At 66.4% G+C, this 15,073-nt stretch carries 14 protein-coding genes; 2 read left to right on the forward strand and 12 right to left on the reverse strand.

Features of this window, described 5'->3' with window-relative positions; all coding sequences use genetic code 11:
• Positions 1 to 24 precede the first annotated feature (24 nt).
• Complete coding sequence (gene glmU, locus DSC_RS13550) at positions 25 to 1,407, reverse strand: bifunctional UDP-N-acetylglucosamine diphosphorylase/glucosamine-1-phosphate N-acetyltransferase GlmU (RefSeq protein WP_014161756.1); 1,383 nt, start codon at positions 1,405 to 1,407, stop codon at positions 25 to 27.
• Positions 1,408 to 1,520: 113 nt separating this feature from the next.
• Here glmU and DSC_RS13555 point away from each other — a divergent pair, with 113 nt between their 5' ends.
• On the forward strand, positions 1,521 to 1,907 hold the full coding sequence (locus tag DSC_RS13555; protein WP_014161757.1) for a GtrA family protein: 387 nt from the start codon (positions 1,521 to 1,523) through the stop codon (positions 1,905 to 1,907).
• Positions 1,908 to 2,073: 166 nt separating this feature from the next.
• On the opposite strand, the gene DSC_RS13560 is transcribed toward DSC_RS13555, so the two are convergent.
• The 9 genes from DSC_RS13560 to DSC_RS17305 all read right to left on the reverse strand — a co-directional run bounded on the left by DSC_RS13560 (position 2,074) and on the right by DSC_RS17305 (position 9,765).
• Positions 2,074 to 2,499, reverse strand: coding sequence for a F0F1 ATP synthase subunit epsilon (locus DSC_RS13560; protein ID WP_014161758.1), 426 nt, complete (start codon positions 2,497 to 2,499; stop codon positions 2,074 to 2,076).
• A 144-nt stretch (positions 2,500 to 2,643) separates the two neighbouring features.
• Positions 2,644 to 4,050, reverse strand: a complete 1,407-nt coding sequence (atpD, locus tag DSC_RS13565) for a F0F1 ATP synthase subunit beta (RefSeq protein ID WP_014161759.1) — start codon at positions 4,048 to 4,050, stop codon at positions 2,644 to 2,646.
• Positions 4,051 to 4,143: 93 nt separating this feature from the next.
• On the reverse strand, positions 4,144 to 5,007 hold the full coding sequence (atpG, locus tag DSC_RS13570) for a F0F1 ATP synthase subunit gamma (RefSeq protein WP_014161760.1): 864 nt from the start codon (positions 5,005 to 5,007) through the stop codon (positions 4,144 to 4,146).
• Positions 5,008 to 5,117: 110 nt separating this feature from the next.
• Positions 5,118 to 6,665, reverse strand: a complete 1,548-nt coding sequence (gene atpA / locus DSC_RS13575) for a F0F1 ATP synthase subunit alpha (protein WP_014161761.1) — start codon at positions 6,663 to 6,665, stop codon at positions 5,118 to 5,120.
• Between the two features lie 185 nt (positions 6,666 to 6,850).
• Positions 6,851 to 7,378 carry a F0F1 ATP synthase subunit delta gene (locus DSC_RS13580; RefSeq protein WP_014161762.1) on the reverse strand — a complete coding sequence of 176 codons (528 nt, stop codon included), beginning with the start codon at positions 7,376 to 7,378 and terminating at the stop codon, positions 6,851 to 6,853.
• 16 nt (positions 7,379 to 7,394) lie between these two features.
• Positions 7,395 to 7,865, reverse strand: a complete 471-nt coding sequence (locus tag DSC_RS13585; protein ID WP_014161763.1) for a F0F1 ATP synthase subunit B — start codon at positions 7,863 to 7,865, stop codon at positions 7,395 to 7,397.
• A gap of 98 nt (positions 7,866 to 7,963) precedes the next feature.
• On the reverse strand, positions 7,964 to 8,236 hold the full coding sequence (gene atpE / locus DSC_RS13590) for a F0F1 ATP synthase subunit C (protein ID WP_014161764.1): 273 nt from the start codon (positions 8,234 to 8,236) through the stop codon (positions 7,964 to 7,966).
• 66 nt (positions 8,237 to 8,302) lie between these two features.
• A complete protein-coding gene (atpB, locus tag DSC_RS13595) occupies positions 8,303 to 9,139 on the reverse strand; it encodes a F0F1 ATP synthase subunit A (protein WP_014161765.1) in 837 nt (278 codons plus the stop codon).
• The gene (locus tag DSC_RS17305; protein WP_238527649.1) at positions 9,136 to 9,765 is read right to left on the reverse strand and encodes a hypothetical protein; all 630 of its coding nucleotides are present in this window, start codon (positions 9,763 to 9,765) and stop codon (positions 9,136 to 9,138) included. The genes atpB and DSC_RS17305 overlap by 4 nt, the downstream gene beginning before the upstream one ends.
• A gap of 341 nt (positions 9,766 to 10,106) precedes the next feature.
• Between DSC_RS17305 and DSC_RS13605 the strand changes: the two genes are divergently transcribed.
• Positions 10,107 to 10,937, forward strand: coding sequence for a TonB-dependent receptor (locus DSC_RS13605; protein WP_014161767.1), 831 nt, complete (start codon positions 10,107 to 10,109; stop codon positions 10,935 to 10,937).
• 134 nt (positions 10,938 to 11,071) lie between these two features.
• Here the strand turns inward: DSC_RS13605 and lpdA are convergent, their stop codons facing one another.
• On the reverse strand, positions 11,072 to 13,288 hold the full coding sequence (lpdA, locus tag DSC_RS13610) for a dihydrolipoyl dehydrogenase (RefSeq protein WP_014161768.1): 2,217 nt from the start codon (positions 13,286 to 13,288) through the stop codon (positions 11,072 to 11,074).
• A 138-nt stretch (positions 13,289 to 13,426) separates the two neighbouring features.
• On the reverse strand, positions 13,427 to 14,881 hold the full coding sequence (locus DSC_RS13615; protein ID WP_014161769.1) for a dihydrolipoyllysine-residue acetyltransferase: 1,455 nt from the start codon (positions 14,879 to 14,881) through the stop codon (positions 13,427 to 13,429).
• Positions 14,882 to 15,073: the final 192 nt, after the last annotated feature.

The raw sequence follows: 15,073 nt of genomic DNA on the forward strand, positions 1-15,073 counted from the left end.
GCACGGGCAACAGCAAAAGCGCGGTCACTTCTCGTGCTTGACGCCTGCCTTCGAAGGCCGCTGCCAGTCTTCCAGGGTGACCTGACGCGCCCGCGCCAGGGTCAACTCGCCGGCCGGCGCATTGCGGGTGATCACCGAACCGGCCCCCAGGGTGGCGCCATCGCCGATGGTCACCGGCGCCACCAGCGATGCATTGCTGCCGACGAACACGTTGTCGCCGATGGTGGTGGTGAACTTGTTCACCCCGTCGTAGTTGCAGGTGATGGTGCCGGCGCCGATGTTGGTGCGGCTGCCGATCACCGCATCGCCCAGATAGCTCAGGTGATTGGCCTTGGTGCCCACGCCCAGCACCGCGTTCTTGGTCTCCACGAAATTGCCGATGTGCACGCCGTCGGCCAGCACCGTGCCCGGGCGCAGGCGCGCAAACGGGCCGATCTGTACCGCGCCCTCGGTGACTACGCCGTCCAGGTCGCAATGGGCGCGCACCTCGGTTCCGGGACCAAGCTTGACGTCCTTCAGGCGCACGAACGGGCCGATCTGGACCCCGTCGCCCAGTTCGACCTGACCTTCAAGTACGACGTCGACGTCGATCTGCACGTCCTGGCCCACGCGCACGCTGCCGCGCTGGTCCACCCGCGCCGGGTCGATCAAACGCGCACCGGCCGCGCACAGCGCCCTGGCCTGGCGCAGTTGCCAGGTGCGCTCCAGCTGGGCCAGCTGCCACGGATCGTTGGCGCCCTCGGCCTCCAGTGGATCGGCGACCAGCACCATCTCGGCCGGGCTGAATTCGGCCGCGGCCATGGCGAAGATGTCGGTCAGGTAGTACTCGCCCTGCACGTTGTCGCTGGACAGCTGCGCCAGCCAGCGACGCAGCGCGGTCGACTCGGCGGTGATGATGCCGGTGTTGATGGTGTGGATGTGGCGCTGCTCATCGTCGGCGTCCTTGTGCTCGACGATGGCGCCGACCTTGCCGGCCGCATCGCGCAGCACCCGGCCGTAGCCGCTCGGATCGTCGGGCTCGGCGACCAGCACGGCCAGGCGGCCGGGCGCATGCAGCAGCCGCAGCAAGGTCTGCGGACGGATCAGCGGCACGTCGCCGTACAACACCAGCACGGTGGCCGCATCGGGGATGTTCTCCATCGCCTGCTGGACCGCGTGGCCGGTGCCCAGGCGCTGGGCCTGCTCGGCCCAGATCAGGTCGGGCTGGTCGGCAAAGGCCTCGCGCACCTGCTGGCCGCCATGGCCGTAGACCACGTGGATGGCAGCCGGACCCAGGGCGCGCGCGGCCTGGAGCACGTGCGCCAGCATCGGCCGCCCGGCGATCGGCTGAAGCACCTTGGGCCGCGCGGACTTCATCCGCTTGCCTTCGCCGGCGGCAAGGATGATCACGTGCAGGGGCAGGGACATGGCGGGGAACCGGCGGCATGAGGACCGCGGAAGTTTAGAGCACCGCACGCATCCAACCATCATGCCGACGCCACGCCCGGTAGCATGGCGCGCATGCCATCGCCGCAGCGCCCATGTCCCTGATCCGCCAAAGCCGTGCCTTCGTCATCGTCGGCGGCCTGCAGCTGCTGCTGGACTGGAGCGTGTTCGTGGCCTTGAGCGCGCTGGGCGTGGACGCGGTGCCGGCCAACCTGTGCGGCCGGGTGGCCGGGGCGATGCTGGGGTTCTGGCTCAACGGCCGTTATACCTTCGCCTCGCGCGAGGACGGCGCGAGGCTGGGCTGGCCGCGGTTCTGGAAATTCCTTGCGGTCTGGCTCCCCGCGACCCTGCTCAGCACCTGGCTGATCGTGCTGGTCGAGCATCACCTGGGCCTGCGCCTGGCCTGGCTGGCCAAGCCGCTGGTCGAAGGCGGGCTGGCGGTATTGACCTTCCTGGCCGGGCGCTACGTGATCTACCGGTGACCCGGTCGAGCCGTTAACGAGGCTTGTTGCCCCCTCTCCCCCACACGTGGGGGAGAGGGGGCAAAGCCGGACGCGGGAAGATGCCCGCTTGCAGTCGCTTCCCAAGCGAACGACGCCGGCGTCGTCGTGTTCCCGCTTGGCGGCCAGGCACCGCCGGGCGCGGCCCTCAGTGCTTGAGCGTCCTGCGCAGGCGCTCCAGCGCCTGCAGCTGGACGATGGCTTCCATCAGCTTGCGCTGGGCCGCCTCCAGGTCCTCGGTCTCGCCGCGGTTGGCAATGACACGCTCGGCCTCTTCCTTGGCGGCCTTGACCGCGGCCTCGTCGATGTCCTGCGCGCGAATCGCGGTGTCAGTCAGCACGGTCACCACCTGCGGCTGCACTTCCAGGATGCCGCCGGAGATGGCGAAGTCCAGCTGCTCGCCGCTAGGTGTGGTCACCACGACCTTGCCGGCCTTGAGCCGGGTGATCAGTGGCGCATGCCTGGGCGCGATGCCCAGCTCGCCCAGCTCGCCGGTGGCCACCACCAGGGTCGCCTCACCGTGGTAGATCTCCTGCTCGGCACTGACGATGTCGCAACGGATGGTGCTTGCCATGGTCGACTCATTCCCACGTAGGGCGGGTCTTGACCCGCCGATTGGTAACGCAATGGCAGGTCAAGCCCCGCCGATTGGTGACGTAGGGCGGGTCTTGACCCGCCGATTGATGATGCAGCGGCGGGTCGAGACCCGCCCTACAACTTACGCCTTGGCGGCCAGTGTCTTGGCCTTTTCCACGGCCTCGTCGATGCTGCCGACCATGTAGAAGGCCTGCTCGGGCAGGTGGTCGAACTCACCGTCCAGGATGCCCTTGAAGCCACGGATGGTGTCCTTCAGCGACACGTACTTGCCCGGGGCGCCGGTGAACACTTCGGCCACGTGGAAGGGCTGGCTGAAGAAGCGCTCGATCTTGCGCGCGCGCGAGACGGCCTGCTTGTCCTCTTCGGACAGCTCGTCCATGCCCAGGATCGCGATGATGTCCTTCAGTTCCTTGTATTTCTGCAGCGTGGCCTGCACCCGGCGCGCGGTGTCGTAGTGCTCGTTGCCGATCACCAGCGGATCCAGCTGGCGGCTGGTGGAATCCAGCGGATCGACCGCCGGATAGATGCCCAGCGAGGCGATGCTGCGGCTCAGGGTCACCGTGGAGTCCAGGTGGGCGAAGGTGGTCGCCGGCGAGGGGTCGGTCAGGTCGTCGGCGGGCACGTACACGGCCTGAATCGAGGTGATCGAACCGGTCTTGGTCGAGGTGATGCGCTCCTGCAGCACGCCCATCTCCTCGGCCAGCGTGGGCTGGTAACCCACCGCCGAGGGCATCCGGCCCAGCAGCGCCGACACTTCGGTGCCGGCCAGGGTGTAGCGGTAGATGTTGTCGACGAAGAACAGCACGTCGCGGCCCTTGCCGCTCTCGTCCTTCTCGTCGCGGAAGTACTCGGCCATGGTCAGGCCGGTCAACGCCACGCGCAGGCGGTTGCCCGGCGGCTCGTTCATCTGGCCGTAGACCATCGCCACCTTGTCCAGGACGTTGGAGTCCTTCATCTCGTGGTAGAAGTCGTTGCCTTCGCGGGTGCGCTCGCCCACGCCGGCAAACACCGACAGGCCTTCGTGCGCCTTGGCGATGTTGTTGATCAGTTCCATCATGTTGACGGTCTTGCCGACCCCGGCGCCGCCGAACAGGCCGACCTTGCCGCCCTTGGCGAACGGGCACATCAGGTCGATCACCTTGATGCCGGTTTCCAGCAGCTCGGTCGAAGACGACTGGTCTTCGTAGGAGGGCGCGGCGCGGTGGATTTCCCAGGTATCGGTGCCTTCGACCGGACCGGCCTCGTCGATCGGGCGGCCGAGCACGTCCATGATCCGGCCCAGCGTGGCCTTGCCGACCGGCACGGAGATCGCCTTGCCGGTGTTGGTGGCCACCAGGTTGCGCTTGAGCCCGTCGGTGGAGCCCAGCGCAATGGTGCGGACGATGCCATCGCCCAGCTGCTGCTGCACTTCCAGGGTGATTTCGGTGTTGTCGACCTTGAGCGCGTCGTACACCTTTGGCACGTCACCGCGCGGGAATTCGACGTCGACGACGGCGCCGATGATCTGAACGATCTTGCCCTGACTCATGTTGATGTCCTCTGAACTCTCAATATCGCGTTGTAGGAGCGCCGCTTGGGCGCGATTGCAGGTCGCGGCCATCGGCCGCTCCTACGGGATGTCTCAGACTGCTGCCGCGCCGCCGACGATTTCGGAAATTTCCTGGGTGATCGCCGCCTGGCGCGCCTTGTTGTAGGACAACTGCAAGGTGCCGATCAGCTTGCTTGCGTTGTCGCTGGCCGCCTTCATGGCAACCATGCGCGCGGCGTGCTCGGATGCAACGTTTTCGAGCACGGCCTGGTAGACCAGCGACTCGATGTAGCGCGCCAGCACGTGCTCGAGCACGGTCCTGGCGTCAGGCTCGTAGATGTAGTCCCAGTCGTGCTGGGCGACGCTTTCGTCGGCTTTTGGCAACGGCAGCAGCTGGTCGAAGGCGGCCTTCTGCGACATCGTGTTGACGAACTGGTTGTAGACCAGAAACACCCGGTCGACCTTGCCCGACTCGTAGGCGTCCAGCATCACCTTGACCACGCCGATCAGCTGCTCGACATGCGGCGCATCGCCCAGGTGGCTGACGCTGCCGATCATGTCGACCTTGAGCCGGCGGAAGAACACCGAGGCCTTCTGGCCGATGGTGACCACGTCGATCTGTGCACCCTGCTCCTGCCACTTGCGCATCTCGCCCAGGGTCTTGCGGAACAGGTTGTTGTTCAGGCCGCCGGCCAGGCCGCGGTCGGAAGAGATCACCACATAGCCGACCCGCTCGACCTTCTCGCGCTCGACCAGGTAGGGATGCTGGAAGTCGGTGTTGGCCTGGGCCAGGTGGCCGATCAACTGGCGCATGGCGCGGGCGTAGGGGCGCGAGACCTTCATGCGCTCCTGCGCACGGCGGATCTTGGCGGCCGACACCATCTCCAGCGCGCGGGTCACCTTGCGGGTGTTCTGCACGCTCTTGATCTTGTTTTTGATTTCTCTGCCGCCTGCCATTTTTTTTTCTCGGTAGGGCGGGTCTGGACCCGCCATTGCGATGTATACCGAAGGCGGGTCGAGACCCGCCCCGCCTTTACCAACGGCGGGTTGAAACCCGCCCTACGCCTTTACCAGCTGCCGGTCTGCTTGAACTCTTCGATGCCCTTCTTGAAGGCCGCTTCGATCTCGCCGTTCCAGTCGCCGCTGTCGTTGACCCTGGCCACCAGCTCGCCGGCGGTGTTCTCGAAGTGCGCATGCAGGCCTTCTTCGAAGGACAGCAGCTTGTTGACCGGCACCTCGTCCAGGTAGCCCTCGTTGACCGCATAGATGCTCAGCGCCTGCAGGCAGATGCCCATCGGCGCGTACTGCTTCTGCTTCATCAGCTCGGTCACGCGCTGGCCGCGCTCGAGCTGCCTGCGGGTGGCTTCGTCCAGGTCCGAGGCGAACTGCGCGAACGCGGCCAGTTCACGGTACTGGGCCAGCGAGATGCGGATGCCGCCGGAGAGCTTCTTGATGATCTTGGTCTGGGCGGCGCCACCGACGCGCGACACCGAGATGCCGGCGTTCACGGCCGGGCGGATGCCGGCGTTGAACAGGTCGGTTTCCAGGAAGATCTGACCGTCGGTGATCGAGATCACGTTGGTCGGCACGAACGCGGAGACGTCGCCGGCCTGGGTTTCGATGATCGGCAGCGCGGTCAGCGAACCGGTCTTGCCGGTGACCTTGCCCTCGGTGAACTTCTGCACGTAGTCCTCGGACACCCGGCAGGCGCGCTCCAGCAGGCGCGAGTGCAGGTAGAACACGTCGCCCGGGTAGGCTTCGCGGCCCGGCGGACGCTTGAGCAGCAGCGAGATCTGGCGATAGGCCACGGCCTGCTTGGACAGGTCGTCGTACACGATCAGCGCGTCCTGGCCGCGGTCCAGGAAGTACTCGCCCATGGTGCAGCCCGAATAGGCGCTGATGTACTGCATCGCCGCCGACTCGGACGCGGTGGCGGCCACCACGATGGTGTGGGCCAGGGCGCCGTTCTCTTCCAGCTTGCGCACGATGTTGGCCACCGTCGAGGCCTTCTGGCCGATGGCCACATACACGCACTTGATGCCCGAATCCTTCTGGTTGATCACCGCGTCGATGGCCAGCGCGGTCTTGCCGGTCTGGCGGTCGCCGATGATCAGCTCGCGCTGGCCGCGGCCGATCGGGATCATCGCGTCGACCGACTTGTAGCCGGTCTGCACCGGCTCGTCGACCGACTTGCGCCAGATCACGCCCGGTGCCACGCGCTCCACCGGCGCGGTCTGCGCGGTACTGATCGGGCCCTTGCCATCGATCGGCTCGCCCAGCGCATTGACCACCCGGCCAAGCAATTCCGGACCCACCGGCACTTCCAGGATGCGGCCGGTGGTCTTGGCCACGTCACCCTCGCGCAGGTCCTCGTAATCGCCCAGGACCACGGCGCCGACCGAGTCGCGCTCCAGGTTCAGGGCCAGGGCGAAGGTGTTGCCCGGCAGCTCGATCATTTCGCCCTGCATCACGTCGGCCAGGCCGAAGATGCGCACGATGCCGTCGGCCACACTGGTGACCGTACCTTCGTTGCGCGCTTCGGCGGCCAGCTTGACCTGCTCGATGCGGGTCTTGATGAGGTCGCTGATTTCAGAGGGGTTGAGCGTGGTGGCCATGATGGTTTTCCTGTAGGGCGGGTCTTGACCCGCCATCGTGATCGTTCGGCGGGCCTTGACCCGTCATTCGGAGTCTTGACCCGTCATTCGGAGCCTTGACCTGCCATTCGGCGGGTCTTGACCTGCCATTCGGCGGGTAAAGACCCCACCATTCGGCGGGTCAAGACCCGCCCTACGTATTCCGGTCAGTTCGCCAGCGCCGCCTGCAGACGCGCCAGCTTGCCCTTGAGCGAACCGTCGATGACCACATCGCCGGCGTTGATGATCGCGCCGCCGATCAGCGAGGCATCTACCGCCGTGCTGACCTGCACGTCACGGCCGAACCGCCTGGCCAGTGCTGCCTTGATCGTGTCCAGCTCGCCTTCCGGCAGCTCCGCGGCCGAGGTGACCGTGGCCAGCACGACGCGCTCGGCCTCGGCGCGCAGCTGTTCGAACAGCGTGGCGATCTCCGGCAACAGGGTCAGGCGACGCGCATCGGCCAGCACGCCGAGGAAGCGCACATATGCTTGGCCGGCGCCGTCGGGCGACAACAGCATCACCGCCTGCTCGCGGCTCAGCTGCGGGTTCAGCAGCAGCGCGGCAACCCTTGGATCGGCAGCGACCTGGGCGGAAAAGCCCAGGGCCTGCGACCACGCCGGCAGCTGCTGTTCGTCGCTGGCCGCACCGAACGCGGCACGGGCGTAGGGGCGGGCAAGCGTGATGGACTGGCTCATGGGTGGATCATCCGATTCAGATCTGCGCCGCCAGCTCGTCCAGCAGCGCCCTGTGGGCGGCCGGATCGATCTCGCGGTGCAGCAGCTTCTCGGCACCACTCACCGCCAGCGCGGACACCTGCTTGCGCAGCTCCTCGCGGGCACGGTTGGCGGCGGCGGCGATCTCTTCCTGGGCCAGGTCCTTCTGCCGGTTCGCTTCGGCGACGGCTTCGTTGCGGGCTGCCTCCACGATCTGGTTGGCGCGGGCATGGGCCTGGTCGATGATCTCGTTGGCCTTGACGCGCGCGTCCTTGAGGGCCTCGTTGGCCTTCTCCTGCGCCTGGGCCAGGTCGCGCTGGCTGCGGTCGGCAGCAGCCAGGCCTTCGGCGATCTTCTTCTGCCGTTCTTCAAGCGCCGCGTTCAGCGGCGGCCAGATGAACTTCATCGTGAACACGATCAGGATCACGAAGGAGAGCATCTGGCCGAAGAAGGTCATGTTGATGTTCATGACGTGTCCTCAACGGGTTTCGTTTCGTCCCGCCATGCGTGGGTGCATGGCGGGCAGTGCATCGCGGCCCGCCTCTGGGGCGGTCCGCGCGCGACGGCTTAGCCTGCCGACTGCAGGGCCGACAGCAGCGGGTTGGCGATGCCGAAGAACAGCGCGATGGCCAGACCGATAATGAAGGCCGCGTCGATCAGGCCGGCCAGCAGGAACATGCGACCCTGCAGCACCGGGATCAATTCCGGCTGGCGGGCGGCAGATTCCAGAAACTTGGAACCCATGATGGCGATGCCCAGGCAGGCACCCAGGGCGCCCAGGCCGATGATGAGGCCGATGGCGATGGCGGTCAGGCCCTGCACGTGTGCGATGAATTCCATTGAAATCTCTCCAGCGATTGGTTGGTTGGAACGAAGGGGTGAAGCAAAAAAACGGGCAATGCGAATTCAGTGACTCTCACGCGCACCGGCGATGTAGACCACGGTGAGGATCATGAAGATGAAGGCCTGCAGCAGGATGATCAGCATGTGGAAGATGCCCCAGGCGGCATTGGCGATGACGCCGGGCACCAGGGTCACCCAGCTGGTCATCAGGCCGGCGATCAGCATGAAGACCAGCTCGCCGCCATACATGTTGCCGAACAACCGCATCGCCAGCGAGATCGGCCTCACCAGCCACTCGATGATGTTCATGACAAGATTGACAGGCGCCAGCACGATGGCCAGTGGGCCGTGCGCGTGGAACGGTGCGCTCAGCAGCTCCTTGCCGAAACCCCATCCCCCCTTGGCCGAGATCGCATGGCCCAGCAGGATGAAGAACACGGTGACCGACAGCGCCGCAGGGGTCATCAGATCTGCGGTCGGCACCAGACGCGCATAGGTGTGGTGCATGGCCTCCTCACCGGCGAAGGTCTTGATCAGCCAGCCCGGCAGATCCAGTGGCAGCAGGTCCATGGCGTTCATGAAGACCACCCACATGAAGATGGTCAGCGCCAGCGGGGTTACCGAACGGCGGTCGCCGTGGAAGGTGTCCTTGACCTGACCATCGACGAATTCCATCACCAGCTCGACGAAGGCCTGGCCCTTGCTGGGCACCCCGGCCGTGGCCCGGCGGGCGAAGAACGAGAACCACGCCACGAAGGCCAGGCCCAGCCCCAGTGCGATGAGCCAGCTGTCGAGATTGAAACGACCCAGCGCGCCATCGCCCACCAGCTGCACGCTGTTGTGCGTCAGGTGATGGTTGATGTACTCGGTCAGACCGCCCGAACTGTTGGATTCACTCACGAAACAGCACCTTTCCGTCGAATCACATTGGCCAGCACCATACCCAGCGTGGCCCCCAGAACCCCGGTGACCACCGCCAGGCCCGGAAGTCCGAACCCGGCCAGCGCAGCCACCAGCACCAACACCACGACCACCCACTTGATCGCCACGCCCATCATCAACCGCGCGAACGCGGCACCGGCCGGGGCGACTCCGCCGCCCAGCGCCACTTTCGCGGCGGCCCAGGAGCCAGCGGTGATGCCCAGGCCGCCGACCAGTGCCCCCAGGGCATGGATCGGCGAGGTTGCCAGCCAAGCCAGCGCGACCAGCACCGAGGCGGCAGCCTGCCAGGCTGTCGCCCGCTGCGCCAGTTGCCGACCCGTATGTACGGAGTTCAGCACGTTGCGATGGCCTTGCAGGGTTGCGGGGACGGGCGTGCGGGTGGGCCCGTCAAGCCAACGAAGTATAGCAGTGCGGTGAATTTGGCCACAACCGGCAGATGCCTGATTTGCCCTGTAAAAGGCGCCGATTCGCAGGGCGTGCGGCGCAATCGGTGTGGAATCGGTTACCCGGGTACCTTCTCCTGTCCAGGGGCACAGGAACTTTCCCGGCAGGGTGCGGTCGATGACCACAAGGCCCGCGCCCACTTCCTCGTCGATGCGCCGCGCGGACCTTCGAAGCCCCGGCCAGTGCCGGGGCTTCTCTTGTTTGTGGCCCTCGTTCGCTGCCGGGCAGGCGCATCGCGTGCCCTCGCCAACGGGATCGCTGGCCTGCGCAGGCAGCGCGCGCCCATCGCCGCAGCGTGCGCCAGCTGCGCCGCCGGCACACGATGCCGCCGGCGCACAAGACCCACCTCGAAAGGTGCCTTGTCCGCGTTCCATATTTGAATCTTCAACTTCCAATTCTTCACCGATCCTGCACGAGAGCCGGTGCAGCTTGTGCCCTCGCTGGCGCCCGCCGGTGACCTATTTTTGCAGGAGCAATTTTGATGAAAGCCCTTTCTTCCCTGACCTTGGCTGGCCTGACCACTGCGGCGCTGGCTGCCTTTGCCGCCCCGGCCGCTGCGCAGGCCCAAGGCGACAGCGCCTTCACCCTGCGCATCGGCGCGATGAGCGCCGACGGCGATGCAACCCTGAAAGGCAGCGCCAATACCGTGGACCAGAGCTTCAGTGGCAGTGAGGATTTCGATTTCGGAAGCTCCGAAGTCTCGCCGCGCGTGGATGGCGTCTGGAAAATCAGCGATCGCAACCGGCTGATCTTCGATTACTTCAGCTACGACAAGGACAACACCCAGACCATTGGACAGGACGTTTCCTTCGGCGGCTATTCGGTGCCGGCGGACAGCTCGGTCAAACTGGAGACCAAGTTCCAGCTGGCAAGCCTGATCTATGATTTCGCCGTGATCGAAACCGAAAACGTATCGCTGGGACTGGAGCTGGGCGCGGAGTGGGCCAAGATCGACGCGACCGTGAGCGGAGATGCGGGCGAACTTGGCAGTTTCCGCGAGTCGGTAGAGGAAGACGGCATCGCGCCGGTGGTGGGTCTGCGCTTCACCGCCATTCCCGGTGAGCACTGGATGATCAATGTGCAGGGCCAGTATCTGGACGCCGAGTGGGGCAACTTCGACTACACCGGCAAGATCAAGCGCGCCAATGCGGCCGTGGAATACAAGTTCACGCCCAACTTCGGGGTCTATGCAGGCTATGACTGGTTCGACATCGATTACAACGAGAACTACTCTTCCGGCGATGTGACAGGCCGTGCCGGTCTGGAACTGGAATTCAAGGGACCGGTGGCCGGTTTGACCTTCGCGTTCTGAAGACACGCACCACCACAGGGACGAGCAAGGGCCGCGATGCAGATCGCGGCCCTTTCGCTTGGCGGCTGCAGCCGGAGCGGCGGGTCGAGACCCGCCCTACGTGCTGCTTGCGGGGCCGAAAGCGGCGGCGTTGCTTACTTTTTCTTCGGGATGTACAGGTCGGTGATCGTGCCGTCGTAGACCTCGGCGGCCATGCCGACCGACTCGCTCAGGGTCGGGTGGGCGTGGATGGTGTGGCCGATGTCTTCGGCTTCTGCGCCCATTTCGATGGCCAGGCCGATCTCGGCCAGCAGGTCTCCGGCATGCACGCCGACGATGGCGCCGCCGACGATGCGGTGGGTGGCTTCATCGAAGATCAGCTTGGTGAAACCTTCGGTGCGGCCGATGCCGAGGGCGCGGCCGCTGGCGGCCCACGGGAATTTCGCCACGCCGACCTTGAGTCCCTTGGCCCTGGCCTCGGTTTCGGTGACGCCAACCCAGGCGATTTCCGGGTTGGTGTAGGCGACCGAGGGGATCACCCGGGCGACCCATTCCTTCTTTTCCCCCGCGGCGACTTCGGCGGCGAGTTTGCCTTCGTGGCTGGCCTTGTGGGCCAGCATCGGGTTGCCGACGATGTCGCCAATGGCAAAGATGTGCGGCACATTGGTGCGCATCTGCGGGTCGACCGGAATGAAGCCGCGCTCGGTCACCTGCACGCCGGCCTTCTCGGCGTCGATCTTCCTGCCATTGGGCGAGCGTCCCACCGCGACCAGCACCCGATCCCAGGTGCCTGATTCCAGCGCCGGCTTTTCGCCCTCGGTCGCCGCTTCGAAGGTGACGGTGATGCCCTTCTTCTCGGCCTTGACCCCGGCCGCCCGGGTCTTGAGGTGGACGCTGACGCCTTGCTTGTTCAGACGGTCGGCCAGCGGCTTGACCAGGTCCTTGTCGGCGCCGGGCATCAGCTGGTCCATGAACTCCACCACCGTCACCTCACTGCCCAGGGCGCCGTACACGGTGGCCATTTCCAGGCCGATGATGCCGCCGCCGACGACCAGCAGCTTCTTCGGCACCTCGGCCAGTTCCAGCGCGTCGGTGGAGTCCATCACCCGCGCATCGTCCCAGGGGAAGTTGGGCAGCTTCACCGCCTGCGAGCCGGCGGCGATGATGCACTGCTCGAAGCGCAGCAGCTGGGGCTTGCCATCCTCGCCGGTGATCTGGATCTCGTTGGGCGAGACGAACACGCCGGTGCCCTGCACCACCTGCACCTTGCGCTGCCTGGCCATGGCGGCCAAGCCGCCGGTGAGCTTGCCGACCACCTTGTCCTTGTACTCGCGCAGCTTGTCCAGGTTGATCCTGGGCGCGGCGAATTCGACTCCGCATTCGCTCGCGTGGGCCGCCTCGTCGATGACATTGGCCGAGTGCAGCAGCGCCTTGGACGGGATGCAGCCGACGTTGAGGCAGACCCCGCCCAGGGCGGGGTAACGCTCGATCAGGACCGTGTCCAGGCCCAGGTCGGCGGCGCGGAAGGCGGCGGTGTAGCCGCCGGGGCCGGAACCGAGCACCACCAGGCGGCATTGGATGTCGGCTTTGCTGCCGGTGCCGGCGGCGGCCCTGGGTGCTGCGATGGCATCGGGCCGGGCGGGGGAAGGGGTCACCGGCGGCGCGGCGCGCGCCGCTTCGGCGGCCGCCGGCGCGGCGGCAACATCGCCGCCCTCGCCTTCCAGGATCGCGACCAGGTCGCCCTGGCTGAGCGGGTCACCGACCTTGACCTTGACCTCCTTGACCACACCGGCGGCCGGAGACGGCACTTCCAGGGTGGCCTTGTCCGATTCCAGGGTGACCAGACCCTGTTCCTTGGCGACGGTGTCGCCGACGGAGACCAGCACCTCGATCACCGGCACGTCGGAGAAATCGCCGATGTCGGGCACCCGCACTTCGATCGGGCCGCCGGTAGCGGGCCTGGCGGCTTCAGGCTTGCTGGCTTCAGGCTTGGTGGCTTCAGGCTTGCTGGCTTCAGGCTTGCTGGCTTCAGGCTTGCTGGCTTCAGGCTTGGGGGTTTCGGGCTTGGGGGCTTCGGGCGCGGCTTTGGCCGGCGCGGCGGGCTTGGCCGCTGCTGGTGCAGCCGCTTGGTCCTCACCTTCGAGCACGACCACCAGATCGCCCTGGCTGAGCGTGTCGCCAACCTTGACCTTGACCTCCTTGACCACACCGGCAGCCGGAGACGGCACTTCCAGGGTGGCCTTGTCCGATTCCAGGGTGATCAGGCCCTGTTCCTTGGCGACGGTGTCGCCAACGGAGACCAGCACCTCGATCACCGGCACGTCGGAGAAATCGCCGATGTCCGGAACCTTCACTTCAATGGTGTTTGCCATGCGCAGCCTCGTAGGAATTGGGCAGGTGCCATCCCTGGCGTGTGTTCAGCGGCCCCGGAGAGACGGCCCGACCCTCCATGGTCGTGCGCTCACCCCGGCTGCGCAGCATCGCCGCGCAAGGCCCCATCGTCGCTGGCCTTACAGCAGGACCCGGCGCATGTCGCCCAGGACCCTGGCCAGATCGGCGGTGAAGCGCGCGGCAAGCGCGCCGTCGATGACCCGATGGTCGTAGCTCAGCGACAGCGGCAGCATCAGGCGCGGCTGGAAGGCCTTGCCGTCCCACACCGGCTGGATCGACGACCTGGACACGCCCAGGATCGCCACTTCCGGCGCGTTGATGATCGGCGTGAATGCGGTGCCGCCGATGCCGCCCAGCGAGGAGATCGAGAAGCAGCCGCCACTCATCTGCGCCGGGCCGAGCTTGCCCTCGCGGGCCTTGCCGGCCAGCTCGCCGGTCTCGGCGGCGATCTCGTTGATGCCCTTGCGGTCCACGTCACGGATCACCGGCACGACCAGCCCATTGGGGGTGTCGGCGGCAAAGCCGATGTGGAAGTACTGCTTCAGGGTGAGGTTCTCGCCGGAGGCATCCAGCGAGGCATTGAAGGTCGGGTACTTCTTCAGCAGCGCGGCGCTGGCCTTGATCAGGAAGGCGAGCAGGGTCAGCTTGACGCCGGACCTGGACTTTTCCGCTTCCTGGTTGAGCGCCACGCGCAGGTCTTCCAGCTCGGTGATGTCGGCCGCATCGAACTGGGTGACGTGCGGGATCATGGCCCAGTTGCGGGCCAGGTTGGCGCCGGAGATCTTCTGGATGCGGCTGAGCGGCTTGACCTCGGTCTGGCCGAACTTGCTGAAGTCCACCTTCGGCCACGGCAGCAGCGCCTGCCCGGGACCTGATCCGGGGCTCAGGCCGTTGCCACCCCCGGCGGCGCTCGCGCCGCCACCGGCCAGGGCCTGCTTGACGAATCCCTGCACGTCTTCCCTGGTGATGCGCCCATGGCGGGCGCTGCCGGTGACCTGGCGCAGGTCCACGCCCAGCTCGCGGGCAAACAGGCGCACGGCCGGGCTGGCGTGCGGCACCTTGTCAGGCATCACCCGCGCGGCGTCGAAGCTCACCGGCGGGGTGCTGGTCGGCGGCGATGGCGGTTCGGCCTGGCCGGAGGTCGCGCCCGAGGCGGTGCGCGACTGCGACATCGCGATCTCGCGCTGGGTCAGCTTGTCGGGCGTGGGGCTGGTGTCGACCGGCTCGACCGGCGCGTCGGGTTCGACCGGCCTGGCCGGCGACGGCGCGACGGCCTTCGCCGGCGCCGCCTCGGCTTCCTGTTCGGCCTTGGCCGCGGCGGCCTGGCTTTCGCCTTGCGGCTCGATCAAGGCGACCACGTCGCCTGCGGACAGGGTATCGCCGACCTTGACCTTGAGTTCCTTGACCACACCGCCGAACGCGGCCGGCACTTCCAGGGTGGCCTTGTCCGACTCCAGGGTGATCAACCCTTGATCCTTCTTCACCGTGTCCCCGACGGAGACCAGCACCTCGATCACGGGCACGTCGCGGTAGTCACCGATGTCGGGAACGCGTGCTTCCTGGGCTTGAGCCATCTTGGGGAACTCCGGTTTTGGATTGCATGTGGGGCGGGCGGGCCATTGTACGTCCGCCCGGCGGCCGGCCAACCTTGGCGGATGGTCGCAGGGCGAAAACGCGTCACTCAAAGACGATATTTCGTCTCCGCGCCGGTTCCAGCCGTTGCTTCATGATGAACACCGGGTGTTCACCGGCATGTGACAAGAATG

Source organism: Pseudoxanthomonas spadix BD-a59 (assembly GCF_000233915.3).
GTDB classification, from domain to species: Bacteria; Pseudomonadota; Gammaproteobacteria; order Xanthomonadales; family Xanthomonadaceae; genus Pseudoxanthomonas_A; species Pseudoxanthomonas_A spadix.

Bases quoted from the DNA above. Each gene is read 5' to 3' on its own strand.
- glmU (WP_014161756.1), bottom strand. From the start codon at position 1,407: ATGTCCCTGCCCCTGCACGTGATCATCCTTGCCGCCGGCGAAGGCAAG.
- DSC_RS13555 (WP_014161757.1), top strand. From the start codon at position 1,521: ATGTCCCTGATCCGCCAAAGCCGTGCCTTCGTCATCGTCGGCGGCCTG.
- DSC_RS13560 (WP_014161758.1), bottom strand. From the start codon at position 2,499: ATGGCAAGCACCATCCGTTGCGACATCGTCAGTGCCGAGCAGGAGATC.
- atpD (WP_014161759.1), bottom strand. From the start codon at position 4,050: ATGAGTCAGGGCAAGATCGTTCAGATCATCGGCGCCGTCGTCGACGTC.
- atpG (WP_014161760.1), bottom strand. From the start codon at position 5,007: ATGGCAGGCGGCAGAGAAATCAAAAACAAGATCAAGAGCGTGCAGAAC.
- atpA (WP_014161761.1), bottom strand. From the start codon at position 6,665: ATGGCCACCACGCTCAACCCCTCTGAAATCAGCGACCTCATCAAGACC.
- DSC_RS13580 (WP_014161762.1), bottom strand. From the start codon at position 7,378: ATGAGCCAGTCCATCACGCTTGCCCGCCCCTACGCCCGTGCCGCGTTC.
- DSC_RS13585 (WP_014161763.1), bottom strand. From the start codon at position 7,865: ATGAACATCAACATGACCTTCTTCGGCCAGATGCTCTCCTTCGTGATC.
- atpE (WP_014161764.1), bottom strand. From the start codon at position 8,236: ATGGAATTCATCGCACACGTGCAGGGCCTGACCGCCATCGCCATCGGC.
- DSC_RS13605 (WP_014161767.1), top strand. From the start codon at position 10,107: ATGAAAGCCCTTTCTTCCCTGACCTTGGCTGGCCTGACCACTGCGGCG.
- lpdA (WP_014161768.1), bottom strand. From the start codon at position 13,288: ATGGCAAACACCATTGAAGTGAAGGTTCCGGACATCGGCGATTTCTCC.
- DSC_RS13615 (WP_014161769.1), bottom strand. From the start codon at position 14,881: ATGGCTCAAGCCCAGGAAGCACGCGTTCCCGACATCGGTGACTACCGC.